The sequence below is a fragment of the Micromonospora sp. RP3T genome (assembly GCF_003027925.1).
Taxonomy (GTDB): Bacteria; Actinomycetota; Actinomycetes; order Mycobacteriales; family Micromonosporaceae; genus Micromonospora.
The window spans coordinates 14,813-37,949 of the sequence record NZ_PYPS01000049.1 but is presented as its reverse complement, the minus strand read 5'-3'; the positions used below and the strand labels follow the sequence as shown (position 1 = coordinate 37,949).

18 protein-coding genes, 2 tRNA genes, 1 other RNA gene and 2 pseudogenes are annotated in these 23,137 nt (G+C 70.5%); 9 read left to right on the top strand and 14 right to left on the bottom strand.

Going from position 1 to position 23,137, the window contains the following annotated elements:
* The first annotated feature begins 98 nt into the window (after positions 1 to 98).
* Complete coding sequence (gene leuA / locus C8054_RS28685) at positions 99 to 1,838, top strand: 2-isopropylmalate synthase (protein ID WP_107162274.1); 1,740 nt, start codon at positions 99 to 101, stop codon at positions 1,836 to 1,838.
* A 111-nt stretch (positions 1,839 to 1,949) separates the two neighbouring features.
* Here leuA and C8054_RS28680 read toward each other — a convergent pair whose 3' ends face one another.
* Complete coding sequence (locus C8054_RS28680; protein ID WP_199199965.1) at positions 1,950 to 3,392, bottom strand: MFS transporter; 1,443 nt, start codon at positions 3,390 to 3,392, stop codon at positions 1,950 to 1,952.
* Between the two features lie 102 nt (positions 3,393 to 3,494).
* Here C8054_RS28680 and C8054_RS28675 point away from each other — a divergent pair, with 102 nt between their 5' ends.
* Positions 3,495 to 4,154 (top strand): HNH endonuclease family protein, encoded by a 660-nt coding sequence (locus C8054_RS28675; protein ID WP_107162273.1) that lies wholly within the window; start codon positions 3,495 to 3,497, stop codon positions 4,152 to 4,154.
* Positions 4,136 to 4,597, top strand: a complete 462-nt coding sequence (locus C8054_RS28670) for a hypothetical protein (RefSeq protein ID WP_107162272.1) — start codon at positions 4,136 to 4,138, stop codon at positions 4,595 to 4,597. The genes C8054_RS28675 and C8054_RS28670 overlap by 19 nt, the downstream gene beginning before the upstream one ends.
* Before the next feature lie 54 nt (positions 4,598 to 4,651).
* On the opposite strand, the gene C8054_RS28665 is transcribed toward C8054_RS28670, so the two are convergent.
* The 9 genes from C8054_RS28665 to ffs all read right to left on the bottom strand — a co-directional run bounded on the left by C8054_RS28665 (position 4,652) and on the right by ffs (position 14,706).
* Complete coding sequence (locus C8054_RS28665; protein ID WP_199199964.1) at positions 4,652 to 5,761, bottom strand: ABC transporter ATP-binding protein; 1,110 nt, start codon at positions 5,759 to 5,761, stop codon at positions 4,652 to 4,654.
* Positions 5,758 to 6,744, bottom strand: coding sequence for an ABC transporter ATP-binding protein (locus C8054_RS28660; RefSeq protein WP_107162271.1), 987 nt, complete (start codon positions 6,742 to 6,744; stop codon positions 5,758 to 5,760). Before C8054_RS28660 ends, C8054_RS28665 begins: the two co-directional genes overlap by 4 nt.
* Positions 6,745 to 6,787: 43 nt before the next feature.
* On the bottom strand, positions 6,788 to 7,729 hold the full coding sequence (locus C8054_RS28655; RefSeq protein WP_306766836.1) for an ABC transporter permease: 942 nt from the start codon (positions 7,727 to 7,729) through the stop codon (positions 6,788 to 6,790).
* Positions 7,730 to 7,824: 95 nt separating this feature from the next.
* Positions 7,825 to 8,832 (bottom strand): ABC transporter permease, encoded by a 1,008-nt coding sequence (locus tag C8054_RS28650; RefSeq protein WP_107162269.1) that lies wholly within the window; start codon positions 8,830 to 8,832, stop codon positions 7,825 to 7,827.
* Between the two features lie 104 nt (positions 8,833 to 8,936).
* Complete coding sequence (locus C8054_RS28645; protein WP_107162268.1) at positions 8,937 to 10,610, bottom strand: ABC transporter substrate-binding protein; 1,674 nt, start codon at positions 10,608 to 10,610, stop codon at positions 8,937 to 8,939.
* 184 nt (positions 10,611 to 10,794) lie between these two features.
* A complete protein-coding gene (gene recR, locus C8054_RS28640) occupies positions 10,795 to 11,388 on the bottom strand; it encodes a recombination mediator RecR (protein WP_013289050.1) in 594 nt (197 codons plus the stop codon).
* Positions 11,389 to 11,396: 8 nt separating this feature from the next.
* Complete coding sequence (locus C8054_RS28635; RefSeq protein ID WP_233220227.1) at positions 11,397 to 11,705, bottom strand: YbaB/EbfC family nucleoid-associated protein; 309 nt, start codon at positions 11,703 to 11,705, stop codon at positions 11,397 to 11,399.
* A 209-nt stretch (positions 11,706 to 11,914) separates the two neighbouring features.
* A complete protein-coding gene (locus C8054_RS28630; protein ID WP_107162266.1) occupies positions 11,915 to 14,509 on the bottom strand; it encodes a DNA polymerase III subunit gamma and tau in 2,595 nt (864 codons plus the stop codon).
* Positions 14,510 to 14,616: 107 nt separating this feature from the next.
* Positions 14,617 to 14,706: signal recognition particle sRNA small type (gene ffs, locus C8054_RS28625), an RNA gene on the bottom strand.
* 81 nt (positions 14,707 to 14,787) lie between these two features.
* Here ffs and C8054_RS28620 point away from each other — a divergent pair.
* Both C8054_RS28620 and C8054_RS28615 read left to right on the top strand, forming a co-directional pair.
* Positions 14,788 to 14,872 (top strand) — tRNA-Ser (locus C8054_RS28620).
* Positions 14,873 to 15,150: 278 nt separating this feature from the next.
* On the top strand, positions 15,151 to 16,914 hold the full coding sequence (locus C8054_RS28615; protein ID WP_158273905.1) for a glycosyl hydrolase: 1,764 nt from the start codon (positions 15,151 to 15,153) through the stop codon (positions 16,912 to 16,914).
* A gap of 63 nt (positions 16,915 to 16,977) precedes the next feature.
* On the opposite strand, the pseudogene C8054_RS28610 reads toward C8054_RS28615, so the two are convergent.
* Positions 16,978 to 17,103: pseudogene (locus C8054_RS28610) on the bottom strand (LuxR C-terminal-related transcriptional regulator); the annotation flags it as partial.
* 231 nt (positions 17,104 to 17,334) lie between these two features.
* Entirely contained in the window at positions 17,335 to 19,965 is a 2,631-nt protein-coding gene (locus C8054_RS28605) for an ATP-binding protein (protein WP_107162264.1), read from the bottom strand.
* Between the two features lie 69 nt (positions 19,966 to 20,034).
* Here C8054_RS28605 and C8054_RS28600 point away from each other — a divergent pair, with 69 nt between their 5' ends.
* On the top strand, positions 20,035 to 20,415 hold the full coding sequence (locus C8054_RS28600) for a hypothetical protein (protein WP_146180003.1): 381 nt from the start codon (positions 20,035 to 20,037) through the stop codon (positions 20,413 to 20,415).
* Positions 20,416 to 20,557: 142 nt separating this feature from the next.
* Here the strand turns inward: C8054_RS28600 and C8054_RS32930 are convergent.
* Positions 20,558 to 20,689: pseudogene (locus C8054_RS32930) on the bottom strand (ABC transporter ATP-binding protein); the annotation flags it as partial.
* A gap of 147 nt (positions 20,690 to 20,836) precedes the next feature.
* Here C8054_RS32930 and C8054_RS28590 point away from each other — a divergent pair.
* From C8054_RS28590 to C8054_RS28580, 3 genes are all read left to right on the top strand, one after another.
* Positions 20,837 to 21,451 carry a hypothetical protein gene (locus C8054_RS28590; protein WP_107162262.1) on the top strand — a complete coding sequence of 205 codons (615 nt, stop codon included), beginning with the start codon at positions 20,837 to 20,839 and terminating at the stop codon, positions 21,449 to 21,451.
* Positions 21,448 to 21,978 (top strand): hypothetical protein, encoded by a 531-nt coding sequence (locus C8054_RS28585; RefSeq protein WP_107162261.1) that lies wholly within the window; start codon positions 21,448 to 21,450, stop codon positions 21,976 to 21,978. Before C8054_RS28590 ends, C8054_RS28585 begins: the two co-directional genes overlap by 4 nt.
* Positions 21,979 to 22,065: 87 nt before the next feature.
* Positions 22,066 to 22,794: a hypothetical protein gene (locus C8054_RS28580; RefSeq protein ID WP_107162260.1), complete on the top strand. Its 729-nt coding sequence runs from the start codon at positions 22,066 to 22,068 to the stop codon at positions 22,792 to 22,794.
* 205 nt (positions 22,795 to 22,999) lie between these two features.
* Here the strand turns inward: C8054_RS28580 and C8054_RS28575 are convergent.
* A tRNA-Ser gene (locus tag C8054_RS28575) sits at positions 23,000 to 23,086 on the bottom strand.
* Between the last annotated feature and the right edge of the window lie 51 nt (positions 23,087 to 23,137).

The window sequence follows — 23,137 nt, the reverse complement described above, 5'->3', positions numbered from 1 at the left end:
ATCCGAACTTCTTCTCGGCACCGCCGCGCACCGTCGCCCGGCACCTCGCCGACACCTTCCGATCTGCTGACGCCACATGTTCCAGGGAGCACTCCGAGATGGCTCAACCTGTCACCGATCCGTTCGCCCAGCAGCGCCCCAGCCGCATGCCGGTGCACCGTTACCTCCCGTACGACAAGCAGTTCCGGGTCGACCTGCCGGACCGCACCTGGCCGACCCACCGCGTCGAGGCCGCGCCCCGCTGGTGCGCCGTCGACCTGCGCGACGGCAACCAGGCGCTGATCGACCCGATGTCGCCCGAACGCAAGCGCCGGATGTTCCAGCTCCTGGTCCAGATGGGGTACAAGGAGATCGAGGTCGGCTTCCCGTCGGCCAGCCAGACCGACTACGACTTCGTCCGGCAGCTCATCGAGCAGGACCTGATCCCGGAGGACGTCACCATCCAGGTGCTCACCCAGTGCCGGGAGCACCTGATCGAGCGCACGTTCGAGTCGCTGCGCGGCGCCCGCCGGGCCATCGTGCACTTCTACAACTCCACCTCGACGCTCCAGCGCCGGGTGGTCTTCGGCCTGGACCGCGACGGCATCACCGACATCGCCACCCAGGGCGCGCGGCTCTGCCAGAAGTACGCGGAGATCCACACCCCGGACACCGACATCCACTACGAGTACTCGCCGGAGTCCTACACGGGCACCGAGCTGGAGTACGCGCTGGAGGTCTGCGCGGCGGTGATCGAGGTGGTCGACCCGACCCCGGACCGGAAGCTGATCGTCAATCTGCCGGCCACTGTCGAGATGGCGATGCCGAACGTCTACGCCGACTCGATCGAGTGGATGCACCGGCACCTGCCCCGGCGGGACAGCCTGTCGCTGAGCCTGCACCCGCACAACGACCGGGGCACCGGCGTGGCCGCCGCCGAGCTGGGTCTGCTGGCCGGCGCCGACCGGATCGAGGGCTGCCTGTTCGGCAACGGCGAGCGCACCGGCAACGTGGACCTGGTGACGCTGGGCCTGAACCTGTTCTCCCAGGGCATCGACCCGATGATCGACTTCTCGAACATCGACGAGGTCCGGCGCGCGGTCGAGTACTGCAACCAGCTCCCGGTGCACGAGCGTCACCCGTACGCGGGCGACCTGGTCTACACCGCGTTCTCCGGTTCCCACCAGGACGCGATCAACAAGGGCTTCGCCGCGCTGCACGCCGACGCCGCCGCGGCCGGGGTGCCGGTCGACGAGTTCACCTGGGCGGTGCCGTACCTGCCGATCGACCCGAAGGACCTGGGCCGCACCTACGAGGCGGTCATCCGGGTCAACTCGCAGTCCGGCAAGGGCGGCGTCGCGTACATCATGAAGTCCGAGCACCAGCTCGACCTGCCGCGCCGCCTCCAGATCGAGTTCTCCGGCGTGGTGCAGGCGGTCACCGACCACGACGGCGGCGAGGTCGAGCCGGGCACCATGTGGGAGATCTTCGCCCGCAACTACCTGGTCGACCACCAGGTCGACCCGGCGGTCACACTGGCCGGCTACACCATCGGCACCGTCGACGGCAAGGTCGAGATCGACGCCCGGGTCGGCTTCGGTGGCGAGACCCGTGCGCTCACCGCGGTCGGCAACGGCCCGATCGACGCGTACGTCAACGCGTTGCAGTCGCTGGGCGTGGCGGTACGGGTGCTCGACTACCACGAGCACGCGCTCGCCTCCGGCGGTGACGCGCAGGCCGCCGCGTACGTGGAGTGCGAGGTGGACGGCCGGACGGTGTGGGGCGTCGGGGTGGACGCCAACATCGTCACCGCCTCCGTCAAGGCGGTCACCAGCGCCGTGAACCGCACCCGCGCCTGACGTGCAAGGAGGGGCCCCCGCTTAACGCATTCTGCATAGGAGGGGCCCCTTCTTAACGCCCGCGCCCGAATGGCCCGAGTGTGAGATGGGGCCCCTTCTCTACCGGAGGCGTTAAGAGGGGGCCCCTCCTTGCACCCGGGGGCGGTGGATGAGCAGCGCGGCGAGCAGGGCGCCGGCCAGCAGCAGGCACGCACACCACAGCAGCGCACCCCGGTACGCGTCGGCAAGCGCGCCCTTCTGCTCGTACCCGGTGCCGGAGAGCCCGACCAGCAACGGCAGCGCGGCCACCGCGAGCAGGCCACCGGCCCGGGAGGCGGCGTTGTTGAAGCCGCTCGCCACCCCGGCGAACCGGTCCGCCACGGCACCGAGCACGCTCGTGGTCAGCGGCGCGACCACCAGCGTGAGCCCGGCGCCGAACAGCGCCACCCCGGGCAGCACGTCCACCCAGTACGACGCGCCCGGCCCGACGCGGCGCAGCAGCAGCAGGCCGACGGCGGCGACCACCGGCCCGACGGTGAGCGGCAGCCGGGGGCCGATCCGGGCGGAGAGCGCGCCGGCCCGGGGCGAGCCGACCAGCAGCAGCAGCGTCATCGGCACCGTGGCCAGGCCGGTGAGCAGCGCCGACCAGCCGACCACGTTCTGGAGGTAGACGGCGAGGAAGAAGGTGAACCCGCCGAGCGCCGCGTACACCACCACGGTGAAGATGTTGAGCACCGAGAAGAGTCGGCTGGAGAACAGCCCGGTGGGCAGCATCGCGCGGTCCCCGCGCCGCCGCTCGACCAGCACGAAGGCCGCCACGGCGGCCAGTCCGACCACGGCGGCGGCCAGCACCGCCGGGGCGGCGCCGCGCGCCGGCGCGTCGATCAGCGCGTACGTGATCCCGCCGAGCGCCAGCGCGCCGAGCAACGCGCCGGCCACGTCGAATCCGCCGTGTCCACCGGTACGCGAGACCGCCTCGTCCCGGCTCTCCGGCACCCAGCGCATCGCGGCGAGCACCACGCCCACGGCCAGCGGCAGGTTCACGAAGAAGATCCACCGCCAGGAGAGCGCGTCGATCAGCCAGCCACCGACCAGCGGGCCGAGCGCGGTGGACACGCCGGACAGGCCGGACCAGGTGCCGATGGCCCGACCCCGGTCGTCGGGGTGGAAACTGGCCTGGAGCACGGAGAGCGAGCCGGGGGTGAGCAGCGCCCCGCCGGCGCCCTGGAGGAACCGGGCGGCGATGAGCCAGCCGGTGCCCTGGGCCAGCCCGCAGAGCACCGAGGCGACCGCGAACCAGACCACCCCGAGCAGGAAGATCCGCCGTCGGCCGAACCGGTCGCCGAGCGCGCCGCCGAGCAGCACGAACGCGGCGAGCATGAGCAGGTAGCCGTTCACGGTCCACTGCAGACCCGCCACGGTGGCGTCCAGTTCGGCGCCGAGGCGCGGCAGCGCCACGTTGACCACGGTGCTGTCCAGGAAGACCATGCCGGAGGCGAGGATCGCGGCGAGCAGCGTGCCGCGTCCGGCGGCGGAGCGGGTACGCAGTGCGGGAGCGGCAGATGTCACGTCCATCCACTCTGCCCGTGATCCCCCACCTACGCCACGAATCACGGAAACCGCCGCCGGGTACTGTGCGGACTCGCCCGGAGCCCGCAAGCTGGAGAGGTGTCGTCTGTGCGTACGAGATCAGGAGTCCGAGCCGGGCTGACCGCCGCGCTCACCGCGGTGCTCGCCCTCGGCGTGGCCGGCTGCGACGGCTCGGTCACCGAGCCGGACGCGCCGCCGAGCGCCTCCGGGAACGTGAACCAGCAGCTCGGTGAGCTGACCGTGGCCTCGGCCGGGTCGATGAAGGGTTACAGCCGTTCCCGGTTCCCGCACTGGCGGGACACCGGCAAGAACTGCGACGTCCGGGACAGCGTCCTCCAGCAGGACGGTGAGGGGATCAAGCTCTCCGGCTGCAACGTGGTCGGTGGGCGATGGGAGAGCGTCTACGACGGGGTGGAGCTGACCGACCCGTCGGACGTGGACATCGACCACACCGTGCCGCTGGCCAACGCCTGGCGCTCGGGCGCTGACGAGTGGGACGACTCGAAGCGCGGCGACTTCGCCAACGACCTGACCCGACCGCAGCTCATCGCGGTTTCCGCGCGCTCCAACCGGGCAAAGGGTGACCAGGACCCGTCCCAGTGGAAGCCGGCGAACCGGTCGTACTGGTGCCAGTACGCGGCGGACTGGGTGACGGTCAAGCACTACTGGCGGCTGACGGTGACAAGTGCCGAGAAGGCCGCCCTCACCGACATGCTGGAGGGCTGCACATGGGCGAGCAAGCCGTGACCGGGGCGGGTGGCACACCGGCACCGGAGAAGACGCCGGACGCCACCGGCGACGACGCCGCGGCGGCCGGCACCGACCCGACCCCGACCGGTCCGGCCTCGGCCGGGATGACCGCGGACGGCCAGCAGGCCGCGCCCGCCGACGTCTCCGGGGCGGGTATGTCCGCCGACGCCGCGCCGGGCGCTCCGGCCGGCCCGGCGAGCCGCACCGCCGACATCACCGCCGGCCCGGGCGGCGTGATGACCGACGAGGTGGGCGTGGTGACCGGGGAGCTGACGTTACGCACCGAGCACGCCGACGGCCGGGTGACGCTGCGGGTGCAGTACAAGGACGCCGACGAGTGGTACGCGGTCACCGGCGGCTCGGCGCCGCTGGCCGACCCGGCCGCGCTGGACGCGGTGCACACGGTCGCGGTGGGCCTGCTGAACCGCCCCGAGGGCTGAGCCGGACGGACGCGTCGGCCCTCCCCGACGGGAAGGGCCGACGCGTCAGGTGTGTCACGGCGTGGGGATGAGTTCGCCGGTGTCGCCCGGCGCCGCACCGTCGTCCGGCCGGACCAGTTCCGGCTCCACCTCGTGCGGCCGGATCCGCCCGGCCGCGATGTCCTCGGCGTAGTGGCAGGCCACCCGGTGCCCGTCGAGCACCTCGCGCAGCGCGGGCCGCTCGTCGGCGCAGCGGGTGGGCTGGGCCCACGGGCAGCGGGTGTGGAACCGGCAGCCGGCCGGCGGGTTCGCCGGGGACGGCAGGTCGCCGGCGAGCAGGATCCGCTCCCGGCGGTCCTCCACCTGGGGGTCGGGCACCGGCACCGCCGACATGAGCGCCCGGGTGTACGGGTGCATCGGCTCCCGGTAGAGGTCGTCGCTGGACGCCTCCTCCACCAGGCCGCCGAGGTACATCACCCCGACCGTGTCGGCGATGTGCCGGACCACCGCCAGGTCGTGCGCGATGATCAGGTAGGTGAGGCCGCGCTCCTCCTGCAACTCGTCGAGCAGGTTGAGCACCTGGGCCTGGATCGACACGTCCAGCGCGGACACCGGCTCGTCGGCGACGATCAGGTCCGGTTCGAGCACCAGCGCGCGGGCGATGCCGATGCGCTGGCGCTGGCCGCCGGAGAACTCGTGCGGATACTTGCTCAGCGCGGACGCGGGCAGGCCGACCGCGGCGAGCGCGTCCCGGAGCCGCTTGTCGACGGCCGCCTTGTCCTTCGCCAGGCCGTGCGCCTTGAGGCCCTCGACCAGCAGCGACTCCACCGACTGCCGGGGGTCGAGGCTGGACAGCGGGTCCTGGAAGATCATCTGGATGCGGCGACGGATCCGGCGCATCGGCTCGGCCTTGAGCGAGCGCAGGTCGGTGCCGTCGAAGACGATCTCCCCGTCGGTCGGTTCGACCAGCCGCAGCAGGCCCCGGCCGAGCGTGGACTTGCCGCAGCCCGACTCGCCCACCAGCCCGTACGTCTCGCCCTTGTTGATGGTGAGCGAGACGCCGTCGACGGCGTAGACGTGCCCGATGGTCCGGTCGACGAGCACGCCGCTCTTGATCGGGAAGTGGACCTTGACGTCGCGCAGTTCGATCAGGGGTTCGGTCGTCCGCTCGGTCGACTCGGTCACGGGACCGCCACCTCCTCGGAAACAGGGTTGTTGCAGCGCAGGTCGCCGCCGTTCGCGGTGGGCTCCAGCGGGGGCGGCCCGTCGAGGCAGGCGTCCACCACGTTGTCGCACCGGGGGGCGAACGCGCAGCCCTCCGCCCACGGGATGTTGTCGGCCACCGAGCCGCGGATGGCGTGCAGCCGCTCACCGCGCGGCGAGTCGAGCCTCGGCACGGAGTTAAGCAGCCCGTGCGTGTACGGGTGCCGGGGCCGGGCGAACAGGTCGTGCCGGGCCGCCCGCTCCACGATCTTGCCGCCGTAGAGCACGTTGACCGTGTCGCAGAGCCCGGCCACCACGCCCAGGTCGTGGGTGATCATGATCAGCGCGGTGCCGGTCTCGTCGACGAGTTGCTTGAGCAGCGTGAGGATCTGCGCCTGGATCGTCACGTCCAGCGCGGTGGTCGGCTCGTCGGCGATCAGCAGCCGCGGCTTGCAGGCCAGCGCGATGGCGATCAGCGCGCGCTGCCGCATGCCGCCGGAGATCTGGTGCGGGTACTCCTTCAACCGCCGGGTCGGGTCCGGGATGCCGACCGCGTCGAGCAGCTCCCGGGCCTCCTTCAGCGCCACCTTGCGGTCCATGCCCCGGTGCCGTTCGAGCACCTCGGCCACCTGGGTGCCGATCGGGATGACCGGGTTCAGCGAGGAGAGCGGGTCCTGGAAGATCATGCCGATGTCCCGGCCGCGCCGGTCCCGCAGGTCCTCCGGGCGCAGCTTCAGCAGGTCGGCGCCGTCGAAGTTCACCTCGCCGGTGACCTTGTTGCCGCGCTTCGGCAACAGGCCCATGATCGCCAGGCTGGTGACGCTCTTGCCGCAGCCGGACTCGCCGACCAGGCCGACCGTCTGTCCCGGCTCCACGCTGAAGCTGACCTCGTCGACAGCGGTGAACGGCCGCTCACCCTTGCGCTGGAACACGACGCTCAGGTCGCGTACGTCGAGCAGGCTCATCGGGTCACGTCCTCACCGTGCTGGTCGTTGGTCCACACCGCGCTCACCGCCGGCTCTTCGGGTCGATCGCCTCGCGCATGCCCTCGCCCAGCAGGGTGAAGCCGAGCGCGACCACGATGATCGCGGCGGCCGGGAAGTAGGCCAGCTCCGGGCGGACCTCGAAGTACCGCTGACCGTCCACGCCGAGCATCAGGCCCCACTCGGCGCGGTTGATGTCGGGGTCGCCGAGGCCGAGGAAGGAGAGCGACGCGGCCTCCAGGATCGCGGTGGAGAGCGTCAGTGTCGCCTGCACGATCACCGCGGTCATCGCGTTGGGCAGCATGTGCCGCAGCACGATCGCCCCGCGCTTGACGCCGAGCGCGCGGGCGGCCAGCACGTGGTCGCTCTCCCGCTGGGCGAGCATCGAACCGCGCAGCAGCCGGGCGAAGATCGGCACGTTCACGATGGCCACCGCGAGGATGACCGTCCACTGGCTGGACCGGCTGGCCAGGGCCACCAGGCTGATCGCCAGCAGCAGCGCCGGCAGCGCCAGCATCACGTCGGTGAAGCGCATCAGGATGTTGTCGACCCACCCGCCGAACGCGCCGGCGAGCGCACCCACCAGCACGCCCAGGGCCAGCCCGATCAGCGTGGCGAGCACGCCGACGAACAGCGTCTGGCGGCTGCCGTGGATCATCCGGGACAGGAAGTCCCGGCCGAGCGGGTCGGAGCCGAGCGGGAACTCGCTGCTGGCACCGGGGATGTTGTCGACGGTCAGGTTGCGGGTCAGCTCGTCGAAGCGCTGCGCCGGGTCGTGCGGCGCCAGCAGCGGCGCGAAGATCGCGACCAGCACGAAGAGCGCCACGATCGCCGCGCCGACCATCGCGGTCGGGTTGCGCCGCAGCCGGCGGAACGCGTCCCGGACCAGGCTGACGCCACCCTTGTCGGCGGTGGCCTGGGCCAGTTGCTCCAGCCGGGCGCGCTTGCGCTCGCCGAGCCGGTCCAGGCCACGGGGCAGGGTGCCCTCGGGCTTCTCGGTGACGGCCGACGGGTCCACGCTCTCGCGCGGAGCGCCCACGGTGGGCCGGGTGATCGGATCGCTCATCGCACACGCACCCTCGGGTCGATGAAGGCGTAGGAGAGGTCGACCAGGAGGTTGACCACCACGAAGACCAGCGCGGCCAGCAGGATCAGCGCCTGGAGCACCGGGTAGTCGCGACCGCCGCTGATCGAGTCGTAGATCAGCGTCCCGAGACCACCCCAGTTGTAGACCCGCTCGGTGAGCACCGCCCCGGAGAGCAACGCGCCGGTCTGCAGGCCGATGGTGGTGACCACCGGCAGCAGCGCGTTGCGCAGGATGTGCCGGCCCCGGATGGTCTTGTGCCGCAGCCCCTTCGCCTCGGCGGTACGGACGAAGTCCTCGTTGAGGACGTCGAGGACGCTGGCCCGGGTGATCCGGACGACGACCGCGAGCGGGATGGTGGCCAGCGTGACGGCCGGCAGGATCAGGTGCCACAACGCGTCACCGGTGGCGTCGAACTCCCGGGTGAGCAGCCCGTCCAGCACGAAGAAGCCGGTGACGTCGGTGTTGTCCATCCCGGTGCTGATCCGGCCGGACGGCGGGAACAGGTGCATGTTCTGCGTGAACACGTCCTTGAGCAGGTAGCCCAGGAAGAAGATCGGGATCGAGATGCCGAGCAGGGTGCCGCCGATGCTCAGGTTGTCGAGCAGCCGGCCGCGGTGCCGGGCGGCCAGGTAGCCGAGCGGCACGCCGAGCCCGATCGCGATGATCATGGCGGCGGCGGCCAGCTCGACGGTCGCCGGGAACGCGCGGCCGATCACCTCGGTGACCGGGTCGCCGCTCCGGATCGAGTTGCCGAAGTCGCCGGTCACCAGCCGCTGCATGAACTTGGCGTACTGCACCAGGATCGGCTGGTCGTAGCCGAGCGCCTTGACCAGCAGCGCGCGCCGCTCCGGCGTGGCCCGCTCACCGAGCAGCGCCTCGATCGGGCCGCCGGGCAGGTTCCGCAGCCAGACGAAGACCAGCGCGGACAGCCCTATCAGGGTCACCACCAGCTGCAACAGGCGGCGAACTATGACTCGCAACATCTCTCACACACCAGATTCTCGGTTGAACAGCGGGTCGGCCCGGGCCGGGAGCGAGAGCCCGGCCCGGGCCGATTCCGCGTGTGGCGTCAGCGGTGGATGCTGCCTCAGCCGACGCTGACGGTGTTGAACCGCTCGTCGGTCAGCGGGCTGGCGACGAGACCCTTGACGTCCTTGGTGACCACGATGGCCGGCGGGGCGTGCCAGACCGGCACGGCCGGCAGCCACTTGGTGGCGATGTCGCGGTTGACCTGCTCCCAGGCGGCCTTCTTGCCGGCCTCGTCGACCGTGGCGTCGGCCTTGGCGATGGCCTCGAACATCTCGGTCATGCCCTGGTCACCGAACTCGACCTTCTCGCGGCCGAAGAACGTGCCGACGAAGTTGCCCGGGTCGTTGTAGTCACCGGTCCAGCCGAGCAGGTGCAGGTCGTGCTTGCCGAACTGCTGCACGTCGTCCTTGTAGCCACCGTTCCACGGCCGGGCCACCCCGTTGACCGTGATGCCCACGGCCTTCAGGTCGTTGGCGAGAACAGTGAAGATCTCCTGCGGGTTCGGCATGTACGGCCGGGACACGTCGGTGGGGTAGTAGAAGTTGAGGGTCAACTTCTCCGCGCCCGCCTCCTTGAGCAGCTGCTTGGCCTTCTCCGGGTTGTAGTCGTACTTCTGCACGTCCGGGGCGTAGCCGAGCACCGTGTCCGGCATGAACTCGTCGGCGACCTTGGTGCCACCCGGGCCCTTGGTCTGGACGAGCTGCTGGCGGTTGAGCGCGTACGCGATCGCCTGCCGGACCCGCAGGTCCTTCAGCTTCGGGTTCTTCTGGTTGATCCCCAGGTAGAGGATGTTGAACGCGGGGCGGTCGAGGACCTGGTAGCCCTCACCGGCCAGCGCCTTCCGGTCGGCCGGGGCCGGGAAGTCGATGCCCTGGACGGTGCCGGCGCGCAGCTCCTGCTTCCGGGTGTTCTCGTCCTTGATGATCTTGATGACGAGCTTGTCGACCTTGGCCTTCTCGCCCCAGTAGTCGGCGTTGCGCTCCAGGGTGATCTCACCCTTGGTCTTGTCCCAGCCCGCGAACTTGAACGGACCGGTGCCCACCGGGTGCTCGTTGGCGAACGCGCTGTACTCGAACGAGTCGCCGTTCTGCTTCACCGTGTCGGCGTCGTACTTCTTCAGCGCCTCGGGGCTGGCGATGGAGAGCGCGGTCAGCGCGAAGGCACCCGGGAAGGCGCCCTTGTACTGGTTCATCGTGACGACGGCGGTGCCGTCGTCCTTCGCCTCGCACTTGTTGTAGACCGGCTGGCCCACGCCCTCGGCCTCGTTCTTGGCGAACCCGCCGAACGTGTCCGAGTAGTAGATCATCTGCGACTGGGCGGCGGCGCCCTTCATGTTGAACCAGCGGTCGAAGTTGAAGCAGACCGCGGCGGCGTTGAAGTCGGTGCCGTCGTGGAACTTCACGCCCTTGCGGAGCTTGAAGGTCCAGATCTTGCCGGTGGGGTCGTTCTCCCAGCTCTCCGCCAGGGCACCCTGAAGCTCGGCGGTACCGGGCTTGTTCTGCACGAGGGTGTCGTACATCTGGCGGATCGGCCGGAACGACTCACCGTCGTCGTTGAAGATCGGGTCGAAGTTCTTCGGGTCCCCGGCACCGGCGAAGACGAAGGTGCCGCCGCTCTTGGCGCCGCTCCCACCCTCGTCGTCCCGGTCGCTCTTGGCGCAACCGGACGCACCGACCGCCAGGGCGGCCGCGGCCGCGAGGGCCATGGCCGTTTTCAGCCTGCTCGCCTGCATCTCTCACCTCTGTCATGCACATGTGTCCACGCCGAGCTGTGACTCAGTCCGTGAGCGGGAGGTTATGGCATGTCACACAGAAGAGGAACGGGCGAAGGGCAATCGCTATCAAGCCGACACCTTCCGAGGCCGCCTCACACCGCGGCCCGGCGGCGGGCGGACCGCCCACCACCGGGCCGGCGACTCAGACCGCCCGGCGCCCCTCGAAGGCCCGGCCCAGCGTGATCTCGTCGGCGTACTCCAGGTCGCCGCCGACCGGCAGGCCGCTGGCCAGCCGGGTCACCGCGATCCCCATCGGCTTGACCATCAGCGCGAGATAGGTCGCCGTCGCCTCGCCCTCGGTGTTCGGGTCGGTGGCGAGGATCAACTCACGGACCTCACCGCCGCCCAACCGGGTCATCAGCTCCCGGATCCGCAGATTGTCCGGGCCGATGCCCTCCAGCGGATTGATCGCGCCGCCGAGCACGTGGTAGCGCCCGCGGAACTCGCCGGTCCGCTCGATCGCCACCACGTCCTTCGGCTCCTCGACCACGCAGAGCACCTCATCGGTACGCCGTGGATCGCGACAGATCCGGCACTGCTCGGACTCGGCCACGTTGTAACAGGTCGTGCAGAACCGGACCAGATCCTTGACCTTGCGCAGCGCGCCGGCCAACCGGTTGACGTCGGCCGGATCGGCCGACAGGACGTGGAACGCGATCCGTTGGGCGCTCTTCGGGCCCACGCCCGGCAGCCGGCCCAACTCGTCGATCAGGTCCTGGATGGCGCCTTCATACATCTGTCGGCTCAGAACCCGGGCAGGCCGAGGCCGCCCATCCCGCCCGCGACCGGGCCCATCTTCTTCTCGGTCAGCTCCCGGGCCGCCTCGGCGGCGTTGTGCACGGCGGCGACGACCAGGTCCTCCAACGTCTCCACGTCATCCGGGTCGACCGCCTTCGGGTCGATCTTGATCGCCTTCAGCTCACCGGTGCCGGCGACGGTGGCGGTGACCAGACCACCACCGGCGGTGCCGGTCAGCTCCGCGTCGGCCAGCTCGGCCTGGGCGGCGGCGATCTGCTGCTGCATCTTCTGCGCCTGCTTCAGCATCTGCTGCATGTTCGGCTGTCCACCTGGGCGCACGGACCGCTCCTTCTCGCACTCGTCTGCTCGGCCGCCGCTCAGCCTATCCGCTGGGACCGACCCCACCCCGTCCGGCGTGGCCGCCCACGCCGGGCCCCGGCGCCACCACCGCCACCGCCGTGACTGTCACCACGTCTGGTCGTCCCGGTGGCGCGACCGGCAGCGCAGCGCTGGTTGCGGCTGCCCTACCGGGCGTCCACCTCGTCGATCCGCTCGGCGCCGAACGCGTCGCGAAGCAGGCGTACCGCCTGCTCCTCACTGGACTCGCGCGCGGTGCGCTCGTCGATGACCTCGTCCAGCGGCTCGTCGCCCGGGTCGAAGCCCTCGAAGTTCGTCGGCGCGGCACCGCCCGGCCGCTTCGCACCGCCGCGCACCGGACCGTCGAAGTCCGGGTCGTACGGCGGTTCACCGGCCCAGTCGGCCTCGGCGGTCTTCCGGGTCGCCGGCCCGGTACGCGGGCCGCGTCCCGCCGCAGCCGCCCGGGCTGCCGCGATCGCGCTGCTCACCGGCGGACCCGTGGACGCGGCCGGCTGCGCCGATGGCCCGGCCGGTCTCGGCGGGATCGGTGCGGCGTGGGTGGCCGACGCACCGGCCGGTGGAGCGGATGCCGACGACCCGTCCGTGCTCGGCGCGCCACCCGGGCGCGCCGGCTCGGGCCACTCGTCCGCCGACGCGGGCGCACCACCCGGTTCGGACCGTTCTCCCGCGTCGGCGGCCGTGCCACCCGGGCGCGCCGGCTCGGGCCAGTCCTCCGCCGGGTCGACGGTGGGAGCGCCGCCGGCGGACCGCATCACCCCGTCCCGGCCGTTCACACCATCACCCGCGCCGTTCGCCCGCCCCGGTCCACCGGGCGCGCCACCGGCTCGACCCGTACCGTCGGCCCCACCGGCCGGGTGGGCGCCACCCGTTTCCTGGCGGGCGGGTGCCTCCGGAGGCGGGGACGCCGGTCGGGCCGGCGCGGCGGGTCGGGACGGACCACCGAGCGACGCGCCGCCCCGCTCGCCGGCCACCTCGCAGCGGATCTGCCAGCGACCGCCCAGCTCCTCGTAGAGCGCGTCGGTGAGCACGGCGGCGTGATCCGCCATCATCTTCGCCAGCACCGTCGACTTCACGGTCAGCACCAGCGTGTCACCGTCCAGGTCACGCACCACGGCGTCGCGCATCAACGCGGCGATCCGCTTGTTGCTCCGGTTGACCTTGCCGACCACCTCCGGCCAGACCCGGCGCACCGCCACGGCGTCCAGCGCGCCGGGACCCGCCGCGCCCGGACGGGGCGGCTCGGGCGTGGCCGGATCGGGCATCACCGCCGACGACGGCACCGGACGACGGGCCGGGGCAGCCGGCTCCCGGTCCGTCGGCACTGGGGAGCCGGCACCCGCGCCCGAACCGACCGGACCGGAGGCACCAGCGCCCGCGCTCGGAGCGCCGGGGACCGGCCGGGAGCCGGCCGCCGCGGCGGCGGTACGGGCGGCCGCGGGCCCGGTCGGGGCATCGGCAGCCGCCGGCGTGCCGGCGGTCGACGGGTGGACCGCGGCGGCAGCCGCGCCCGGGGCGGGAGCGGCTGAGCGTACCTCCTGGGTGGGGGTGGCCGGCGCGGACGGCGACGGCTCGACGCCGCCCAGCGTGAGTCGGCGTTCCATCCGCTCCAGACGCTGGAGCAGGCCGCCGGACGAGTCGTCCGCGCCGGGCAGCAGCATCCGGGCGCAGATCAGCTCCAGCAGCAGCCGGGGCGCGGTGGTGCCGCGCATCTCCACCAGGCCGTTGTGCACGATGTCGGCGCAGCGGGACAGCGTGGCCGGACCGAGCCGGTGGGCCTGGGCGGCCATCCGTTCGATCTGGTCGGCCGGGCCGTCGATGAGGCCCTTGGCGGCGGCGTCCGGCACCTGCTGGAGCACGATCAGGTCGCGCAGCCGCTCCAGCAGGTCGGAGGCGAAACGGCGCGAGTCGTGGCCGGCTTCGGCGACCCGGTCGACGGTGGCGTACGCGGCCGCGCCGTCCCCGGCGGCCAGCGCGTCGCACATTTCGTCGATCAGCGCGGAGTCGGTGACGCCGAGCAGCGCGGCGGCCCGCGCGTAGCCGACCCCCTCCGGGCCGGCGCCGGCGATGAGCTGGTCGAGCACGGAGAGGCTGTCCCGCGCGCTGCCGCCACCGGCGCGGACCACGAGCGGGAACACCGCCGGGTCGACCTTGACGCCCTCGGCCTCGCAGAGCTGCTCCAGGTAGGGCCGGAGCACGTTCGGCGGGAACAACCGGAACGGGTAGTGGTGGGTCCGCGACTTGATCGTGCCGAGGACCTTCTCCGGCTCGGTGGTGGCGAAGATGAACTTGACGTACTCCGGGGGCTCCTCGACCAGCTTGAGCAGCGCGTTGAAGCCGGCCGACGAGACCATGTGCGCCTCGTCGATGATATAGATCTTGAAGCGGCTGCGGGCCGGCGCGAAGAACGCCTTCTCCCGCAGCTCGCGGGCGTCGTCGACACCGCCGTGGCTGGCCGCGTCGATCTCGATGACGTCGATCGAGCCGGCGCCGTCGGGGGCCAGCCCGCGGCAGGACTCACACTGCCCGCACGGCTCGGGCGTGGGGCCCTGCTCACAGTTGAGCGAGCGGGCCAGGATCCGGGCGCTGGAGGTCTTGCCGCAGCCGCGCGGGCCGGAGAAGAGGTACGCGTGGTTCAGCCGGCCGCTGCGCAGCGCCTGCGACAGCGGCTCGGTGACGTGCTCCTGACCGATGACCTCGGCAAACGTGCGGGGCCGGTACTTGCGGTAAAGGGCCAGTGCCACCCGTCCCGCCTCCTCTCGACCGAGCCATTCTGCGCCGGTCGGCCCCGGGTGACCACCCACCACCCCGCGACCCGACCCGCGGCGACGTTACCCGGCCCCGGAGACAGAAAGGCCTCCCGTGCACCCGGCAGAGCTCGCTTATCCTTGCTGCCTTCCGGCCCTGGGGAGGTTCACGAGGTACCGCCGCACGGGAGGTGACGCCAAGCCTACCCGACGCTGTGTGGATCTTCCGGGAGGGTGGGGTGGCCCGCCGTCGCGGGACCTGTATCCTGGCTCGCGGAGGATTCGCCTAGAGGCCTAGGGCGCACGCTTGGAAAGCGTGTTGGGTTTACACCCTCACGAGTTCGAATCTCGTATCCTCCGCGCTCTCGCGCGCAGGGCCGGTCCCGCTGGGGCCGGCCCTGCGTCGTTTCCGCGCTCCCCGCTCCTCCCCTCACCGCCCCCTTCTCGATAACGGTTTCTTTACCGGTTCAGGGGGTTGACGGGCACACCAGCGGGCGGTGAGGCATTGACAAAGTTAACCGGTTAAGCCGACCATCATGGATATCTTCGCTGGGTCGGACGCCGGAAGGGCAACCGACGGTCCGACCCGTCCGGGCGGCGAGGGCTCCCCGCAACCATCACCCGTACGGGAGTTCCTCATGATCAAGCGCACCCGCACGCGGGCCTGCCTGGCCGGGGCGGCGGCAGCCGTCACCGCACTGGCCACCACGCTCGTCACCACACCCGCCGCCCAGGCCGCCGCCGGCGCCTGCTCGGTGACCTGGCAGGTCACCAACGACTGGGGCGGCGGCGCCACCACCAACGTCACGATCACCAACACCGGGGCCGCCGTGAACGGCTGGACGCTGGGCTGGGCGTTCCCCGGCAGCCAGGTGATCGGCGACATGTGGAACGCGACGAAGACGCAGTCCGGCGCGAACGCCACCGCCACCAACGTCTCCTACAACGCGAGCGTCCCGGCCGGCGGCACGGTGAGCTTCGGCTTCAACGTCACCTACACCGGGTCGAACCCGACCCCGACCGCGTTCACGCTCAACGGCGCGGCCTGCGGCGACACCACGCCGCCGAGCCCGAGCCCGACGGGCAGCCCGAGCCCCACCGGCAGCCCGACCCCGACGCCGGATCCGACCGGCGTCCCCAGCGGCAACCTGGCGCTCAACCGGCCGGTCACCGCGTCGTCGACGGAGAGCCCGAACGCCGCCGCCCAGGCGGTGGACGGCAACGGGGGGACCCGCTGGTCCAGCCTCTACGCCGATCCGCAGTGGTTCCAGGTCGACCTGGGCGCCACGTACCCGATCAACACGGTGCGGCTGCGCTGGGAGGCCGCGTACGGCAAGGCGTACCAGATCCAGACCTCGACCGACGGCACCACCTGGACCCCGGTGTTCAGCACCACGACGGGCGACGGCGGCACCGACGACGTGATGCCGGCCGGGGCCAGCGGCCGGTACGTGCGGATGTCCGGCACCGCACGCGGCACCGCCTGGGGCTACTCGCTCTACGAGTTCGAGGTGTACGCGGTCAAGCCGCCCACCCCGCCCGGCCCGGACTGTGGCCAGGCCCCGGCCGACCCGCAGGCGAACTCGAAGGCCCGCAACCTGATCTGCTACCTGCGCACGCACACCTACGTCAGCGGCCAGACCGACCTGCCGGACGCGGACAAGGTGCAGCAGTTGACCGGCCGCTACCCGGCGATCGTGGCGTTCGACTTCATGGAGTACACCCGGGGCAGCATCGAGACCCAGCAGGTCATCAACTGGGCCAAGGCGCGCAACGGCATCGTCGCGTTCCAGTGGCACTGGTACTGCCCGCGCGGCGGCAACTACTCCGCGCCGTGCGACTTCCAGCCGGACCTGAGCAACCCGTCGTCGAAGCTCTACCAGGACATCGACCTGGTGGTGCGCGAGCTGAAGAAGATGGGCGACGCCGGTGTTCCGGTGCTGTTCCGCCCGCTGCACGAGGCGAACAACAACTACATGTGGTGGGCGAAGAAGGGCCAGGACGCCTACAAGCAGCTCTGGCGGCTGATCTACCAGCGGGCGCAGCTCGCCGGCGCGCACAACATCGTCTGGGTGTTCAACGGCATGGCCAGCGGCCAGGGCACCTCGCTGGCGTCCTGGTACCCGGGTGACGGCTACGTCGACCTGGTCACCTCGGACTACTTCCAGAGCAGCAGCGACTTCGCCACCACCAAGGCGGTCAGCGGCGCCAAGACCACCGGCGTGGCGGAGACGTTCAGCCCGCTCAACCCCAACTCCGACCCGGCCTGGCCGTACTACGTGGTCTGGGCGTCGCGGGACTGGAACGGCAGCGGCAAGGACGTGGCCGGGCTGTGGCGCACCGCGATGGCCAACCCGAGGACCATCTCGATCGACCAGCTCCCCGACATGTCCGCGTGGTGACGACCTGATCGCAGGGGGCCGGGCCCGCCGGGGTCCGGCCCCCTTCCGTCATACGCACCGCGCTCAGCCGCCGAGCTTGGCGAAGATGTTCGCCACGTGCTTCTCCACCACCCCGGGCGTGATGACCAGCGCCGCCGCGTTGCCGCTGTTGGACCGATCCTCGGCCATCAGCGACAGCACCTCGCGTTCGATACCGACGCCGACCGGCGCGGCGTCGGTCTGTTCTTGACCCATGTCGCCCCGTACGGTTCTCTCGCCGGTGCGTGGGACTGTTGTGGTTCCCGCTGGCGGCGCTCATGCAGGTGGCAAGACCGCCGCCTTCCACCACTCACATCAGTAACGGTTGACTTGGGTGCGCCTCTAGATCGCGGCCAAACTCTCGGCCCTGCGTGACTACCCGGTCGGTGAGCTTCTGGGACGTCAGCCTGGGAATGGCAGGTCCACAGTCAGCCGTTGCGGGTCGTCCCACAGGAGAACAAGATTGCGGCAGGACGGCTCGTCGGGGTACATCAAGGCTTTCAGGCGCAGCTCGCGCAGCCTGTCGGGCAGCCTCGTCAAGCCCTCGACGCCGTTCAGCAGCAGGTCGAGTGCCGATCGGAACTCGGGGGCGGTGCAGTCGTCGCGGTGCCACAGCAGGATCGGCACCCCGACGCGGAGGGCGGCCGCGACCTCACGGGAGCCGGCACCGGACTGGCTGGGCGCATCGCTGAGGACGACGGCTACCACATGCTCATCGGCCTGAAGTGCCGCCTCCAGGTACGTCGGGTCGGGCGTCGTGCCCGGCGGTACGACGTAGGCCCGCGCCTGTTCCGGCCTCTCGGACAGCATCTTCCAGCGTTTGCGCCAGTTTCGGTGGAGATGCGGGCTCCGCATGCGTTCAAGACTGCGCACGACGACCCCGTAATCCATGGTAAACGGTCGTGGTGAGCCCATGCTTGACTCATCGCCGATGAGCCATTCGTCGATCGGCTCGTTGAGCAGGTAATGCGGCAGAATGAACTCGATAGTCACCGGGCCGAGGTGGTCAGCCAGGGCTGCCTCGGCGTCGAGGACGATTTGCGAGGTGGTGCGTTCAAGGCCGTCCCGGCTGGTGATCCGATCCTCGCCGCGGACGGGCGCGTCGCCTGGCCGGGACTGACGCCACGAGGAGACGATCAGCTGGTTCTGGTCCACAGCATTCGCCTCGACCTGGATCATCACATAGCCCATGACTGGAGCGAGTTCCGAATCGATGGCTCGCCGGACACTGGCTTCGAGGCGCCGTAGCATCCCGGCCGCGGCCTCCGATCTCATGGCACCCACCAGACGTGCGGCGTGGGCCGGAGTCATCCGCGAGAGCAACTCGGCCGCATATGCTGCATCCAACCGCGACAGGGACTCGGTCGCGGCGCCGGTCGGCATCACCATGAGCCGAGCAAACGCGAGGTTGGCGCCCATCCGTTCCAGCTCGGCGGCGGCCTCTTCGACGGACATCAACGCGAGCGTGGGTCCGTCCAGGAATTCTCTGCGCGGATAGATAGTGACGGTGACCAGGCCGTCATTCTGACAGACGGTCGGGGCCGGCGCGCCGTGGTCTCGGCACTCGTTGATCGCCCGGGAAATGCCGGAACCCTCACCCTCGACCAGGCGCATCCAGGTGAGCGTGCTCGCCAGCCGAAAGTTGCGCCGGTGCGACTCGCTAATCAGCGCCTCCAGCGGCGTCGTCGTGCCGGGCGGCAGGTCACGCCCGGCCCATGTGCCGGGGCTGACCACCTCGACACGGTCGTCGAACACCCGGACGTGGACGCAGGCCGAACGGTGTTCGTAGTCACGGTGCACAAGGGCGTTTGCGATGACCTCACGCACCGCGACCATCGGGTAGCGATGCGACGGCCGGGCGATCGGCGAGTCGTCGGTAGGCGCCTCGCCACGTCGGGACAGCCCGGCTACGAACTCCACAGCCCCGAGGATCTGCTCAGTGACTGAGCCCTTCAAGTCATGCTTATCCATGGGCACGCCCTTGGTGACCCCATGGATGCGGGCGCACTGGACGATGGCTGTCGGGAGCGCTGCAGCGGGGCTCTCACCGAACAGCAGCGCGCCGGTGAGGGTCAGCCGGCCGGCCGCTAGCAGGTGCGCACGCTGCAGGAACTCGATATCGGTGAGCTGGCTAGGCATGCTGCGGGCAATGTCGGCCCGCAGGTTCGCGCGGAAGTCCGCGATGAGGCGTGAGCTAAACGAGGTGACGTCGGTGGGTAGCTCCAGAAAAGAGAGCCCCGGTGCGGCGCCGTAGCCAGCCGGCTCGGGCGTCACAGCGTCGTCCGGCTCGGGCATAGTGGCGGACCGGTCCAGCCGCCGGGCCAGGCGTACTCGGCCCGAACCCTCCCATCGCCGCTGCGGCTCAGCCTCCTCGGGCAGCGCGCTGAGCAAGAAGGCGTAGAGGTCGTCGAGATCGATGTAGCCGTCGCCGTCTGCGTCGCCTGCGCTACCTCGCAACCCGTCGACCAGGGCCCGGGTAAAGGGGCTTGGCCGTCCGGCCGTCTCGGAGTCCTTGGCCAGCCCGGTCGGCGCGGTTGCGGTGAGGACGAATCGGCCCTCACCCGCCAGTTGCTCCGCCATCTCCTCGGCGCCAGGCGTGCCTTTGAACGCGCCGCTGTGACAGCAGTCGAAGATCAGTACCTTGCACCGGGCCAGCGACTCATCTATGCAGGTGTTGAGCTGGTAGCCGGAAAGCGCGGTCGCCGGCAGCAGATTGATGTCGGTGTCGCGGGCGCAGATGTAGAACTGCCGGCTACGACTCAGGCCATGCCCGCTGAAGTAGAGGAAGAGAATATCGTCTTCGCGCGCCTCCGCGAAGAATCGGTTGACCGCAACGGCCATCTCGCCAAACCGGTGCTCGGCAAGCAGCTCAACATGGCCGAAGACGCCGGTCTCGGCGTGCAGCAGCGCATCGCGCAACTCGAGCCCATCAGCGCGCGGCCCGCGCAGGTTGGAAAGCGACGCACCGGAGTCGTAGAGCGAGTTGCAGATAAGCAGGGCCCGATACACGCCGAACGCCTCCCACGAGTGCATCCGCCGAAACACACTACTCTACAGTGGAAGTTAGCTCACACCGGCCGTCGCGCATCGGAAGGGTCCGCCGTGGCAGCAAGCCGATTGACCGTTACTGCCGGTCTGGGTGCCCTGCGGCCTGGGCACCCCGCACTCGACCTGGCCGAGGAGGAGTTGCGCGACGAACTGAAGACGGCCAGGTTACGCACCGACGAGATCCGTACGCCTTCGACGGAACTCACGAAAGGGTGGCTTTCCGAGCTGGCTGCGGATGCCGGTACGCCGGCCGCCGTCGCCGGCCTCGTCCGTGTCATTCATCTCTGGCTCAAGCGGGATCGGCGCCGTTCGCTGACCCTGACCCGCCCTGATGGCACCCAGGTGCGCATCGAGGGCGAGGCTATCTCCGAAGCGACTGTGCGGGATGCCGTCGCCAGAGCACTCGGTGAGCCGGACGACCCGGCCGAGGGCTAACCTCAAAGCCGTTTCAGCCAGGCGGTCCAAGCTGAGGTCAAAGGCCGTGTTGATCGGAGCACCGCCCGAAACACAGCACACTGAGTCGCAACGAATACCGCCACCCACGCCGCTTTTCGGCTAAAACTGGACATTGACAAGGTGCCCCGTTCGGGCCGAGGAAGCCGGTCACCGCGCCCGGCTGCACCCGGACGGTGAGCCTGTCCACGGCGGTCCGGTTCCCGTAGCGTTTGGTCAACTCACGTAGTTCGATCACGGGATCGACGCTAGGCATCGCGCTCGGGAGCGGTAAGCCGGAAACCATCCGACCTGGTCCGGGGGTTTTCCACCCCCGGCGGCGGGCTACCGTGCCAGGGGCGACAGCGGGATCCGTCGTCGTACACATGTGCTATCCACAGGCTGTGGACGCCGAGAGGACCGGATGAGTTACCAGCTCAGTGCCGTGGTCGCCGACGTCGAGCTGCTGCGCGAGCAGACCGCCGACCTGGACCACGCGGTGCTGGCCGCGCTCCGGCAGGATTTCGCGCTGCTGCCGGTCACCCCGCAGCTCGTGGCGGAGCTGACCGGCGAGCCACCGGATTTCGCCGCCGAGGAGCCCTGCGCGGTGCGCCCGTTCCGGCTGGTCCTCGCGCCGCCGCTGGCGGGGCTGCTGGCCCGTTGGTCGAAGCGTGGGCCGGTGGCGTACCTGGAGGCGGAGTTCGCCGGCGGGCTCGGCCACCAGGCGGCGGTGGTGTGGCTGGACGGCGACGTGACCTGGGGCCCGCGTTACGACGGCGCGCTGGACCGACCGCGGGCACAGTGGCCGATCAACATGGCGCTGGCCCGGCTCGGCGCCGAGCCGGGCGCGTGGATCGACCCGTTCGCCGAGTTGGGCCTGCACCTGGAGCGCGACACGGCCGGCTGGCTGGCGCACGGCCGGCGCGGGCTGTCCGCCGACTACTGGGACGAACTGGCCGAGGAGTGGGAACTGCGCCAATCCGGCCCGCACCAGCAACCTCCTCGCCCCGGTCCCGTTGGGGACTGGGGGATTGCATGAAACTACGACAATTCGGCTTTATCGCCACACTGCTCGCTGCCGCTTCCATCGCCGGGAGCGGCGTTCATCCACATGGGCCGGACGTGCCGGCCCGACCGGTCGGCGCCGCCGAGGTGGTCAGCCTGAACGGCCTGCGCAACGCGGGATTCGGCGACACCGAGGAGGACCTCACCCGGCGCGGCCTGCTGCGCACCGACGAGGAGGCCTGCGGGCCCACACTGGCCGGGCACGGCGAGGTCAGCCCGATCTTCGTCGACGACCGGCTCGTCCTGCTCTGGCTCGACGACCCGATGACCACACCGGAGGGGATCAGCGCCGGCACGCCGGTCGGCGAGGTCCGCGCCGCGTACCCCCGGGCCGCCGCGCTGCCGGCACCGCCCGGCAGCCACCGCTTCGCCGGACTGCTCGCCCGCCACGGCGACCGCGCGTACCTGTTCCTGCACGACGGCGTCACCGTCCGGGAGATCATCGCCGGGTACGCGGACTGGGCCCGCCGCCTCTTCGACGAGGGCTACGGCCCCTGCTGACCGTTCACGCGCACCATGTCCGGAACTCGACTGCGCTCGGCCACTACATCGACGATCATCGGCCCGAACCGTCGACTGGAGGCAGGAGTGGGTGTCCCGGACACGTCCAGGCAGGTATTCGCTCAAATCGAATCCGCCCGGAAGGGCATCTTCGAGCCACAACTCGCGGCGCTGGGCCTGTCCGCGGAGAGCATCCGCGACCAGACCGTCGAACAGTTGGAGGAGTCGCTGGAGACGATCAACCAGCTCATCGCCAACCCGAGTGCCGTGGGCAAGACGTCGGTCAAGGTCGGTGCCCGGGGCGAAGTCGTCATCGCCGCCCCTACCGAAGGACAGGTGGAGATCGGGCCGCTCCCGCTCCTTCTGGACCGGAAGGCCAGGATTCTTGAGCGGCTGAAGGTGCTGAAGCCCGCCGAGCAACTCGACAATCTGCGGACGGCCGTCGAGAGCGTGGATCAGCAGCCGGTGCGCGAGAGGATCGAGGCGCTGCTCGACGACATCCAGGAGCAGGCGAGGAACCTGGCACACCAGGCGCGCGAGACGGAGGCGAGTAGCCGCGAGGCGGCTGCCAGCGAGGCGATCAAGCTCGAACAGTTCGAACGACGCGCCAAGGTCTGGCAGTCGTTCCTGGAGCGGGAGTCAGTGGCGACTATCGTCGGCGCGATCATCCTGCTGGCACTCACCGTCACCCTGGTGGTCGCCATGTTCGTGGAGGTGACGCCCGCTGACGTCCTCAGCAACGCGTTCCTCATCATCCTCGGGTACTTCTTCGGGCAGTCGGTGGGTCGACCCCGCTCCGGCGGGGAACCGCAGTGATCCTGGCCGGGCCCGGAGCGGAGCATCGCTCGGCCTGAAGGGGGCCGACGTCGACCTGAGCGCGGGATCGCTGGTCGTTAGGCACGGTCGGCAACACTTCGGTGGCGACACGGATGCGCCGACGACTGAGGCCAAAACTGAGACCACAGCGAGAACGCCCGGCCGGTCCGTGACGGACCGGCCGGGCGTTCTCGCTGTTCACGAGCGGTGGCGGCGGGATTTGAACCCGCGGAGGGCGTAAACCCTCACACGCTTTCGAGGCGTGCTCCTTAGGCCACTCGGACACGCCACCGCCGACGAGGGTACAGGACCACCGCTTCGGACGCCGAACCGGTATCCCGTC

Coding starts and splice junctions, on each gene's coding strand:
- C8054_RS28635 (WP_233220227.1), bottom strand. CDS start 11,705: ATGCAGCAGATGCTGAAGCAGGCGCAGAAGATGCAGCAGCAGATCGCC.
- C8054_RS28615 (WP_158273905.1), top strand. CDS start 15,151: ATGATCAAGCGCACCCGCACGCGGGCCTGCCTGGCCGGGGCGGCGGCA.
- leuA (WP_107162274.1), top strand. CDS start 99: ATGGCTCAACCTGTCACCGATCCGTTCGCCCAGCAGCGCCCCAGCCGC.
- C8054_RS28670 (WP_107162272.1), top strand. CDS start 4,136: ATGGGCGAGCAAGCCGTGACCGGGGCGGGTGGCACACCGGCACCGGAG.
- C8054_RS28645 (WP_107162268.1), bottom strand. CDS start 10,610: ATGCAGGCGAGCAGGCTGAAAACGGCCATGGCCCTCGCGGCCGCGGCC.
- C8054_RS28650 (WP_107162269.1), bottom strand. CDS start 8,832: ATGTTGCGAGTCATAGTTCGCCGCCTGTTGCAGCTGGTGGTGACCCTG.
- C8054_RS28585 (WP_107162261.1), top strand. CDS start 21,448: ATGAAACTACGACAATTCGGCTTTATCGCCACACTGCTCGCTGCCGCT.
- C8054_RS28590 (WP_107162262.1), top strand. CDS start 20,837: ATGAGTTACCAGCTCAGTGCCGTGGTCGCCGACGTCGAGCTGCTGCGC.
- recR (WP_013289050.1), bottom strand. CDS start 11,388: ATGTATGAAGGCGCCATCCAGGACCTGATCGACGAGTTGGGCCGGCTG.
- C8054_RS28680 (WP_199199965.1), bottom strand. CDS start 3,392: ATGGACGTGACATCTGCCGCTCCCGCACTGCGTACCCGCTCCGCCGCC.
- C8054_RS28605 (WP_107162264.1), bottom strand. CDS start 19,965: ATGCACTCGTGGGAGGCGTTCGGCGTGTATCGGGCCCTGCTTATCTGC.
- C8054_RS28660 (WP_107162271.1), bottom strand. CDS start 6,744: ATGAGCCTGCTCGACGTACGCGACCTGAGCGTCGTGTTCCAGCGCAAG.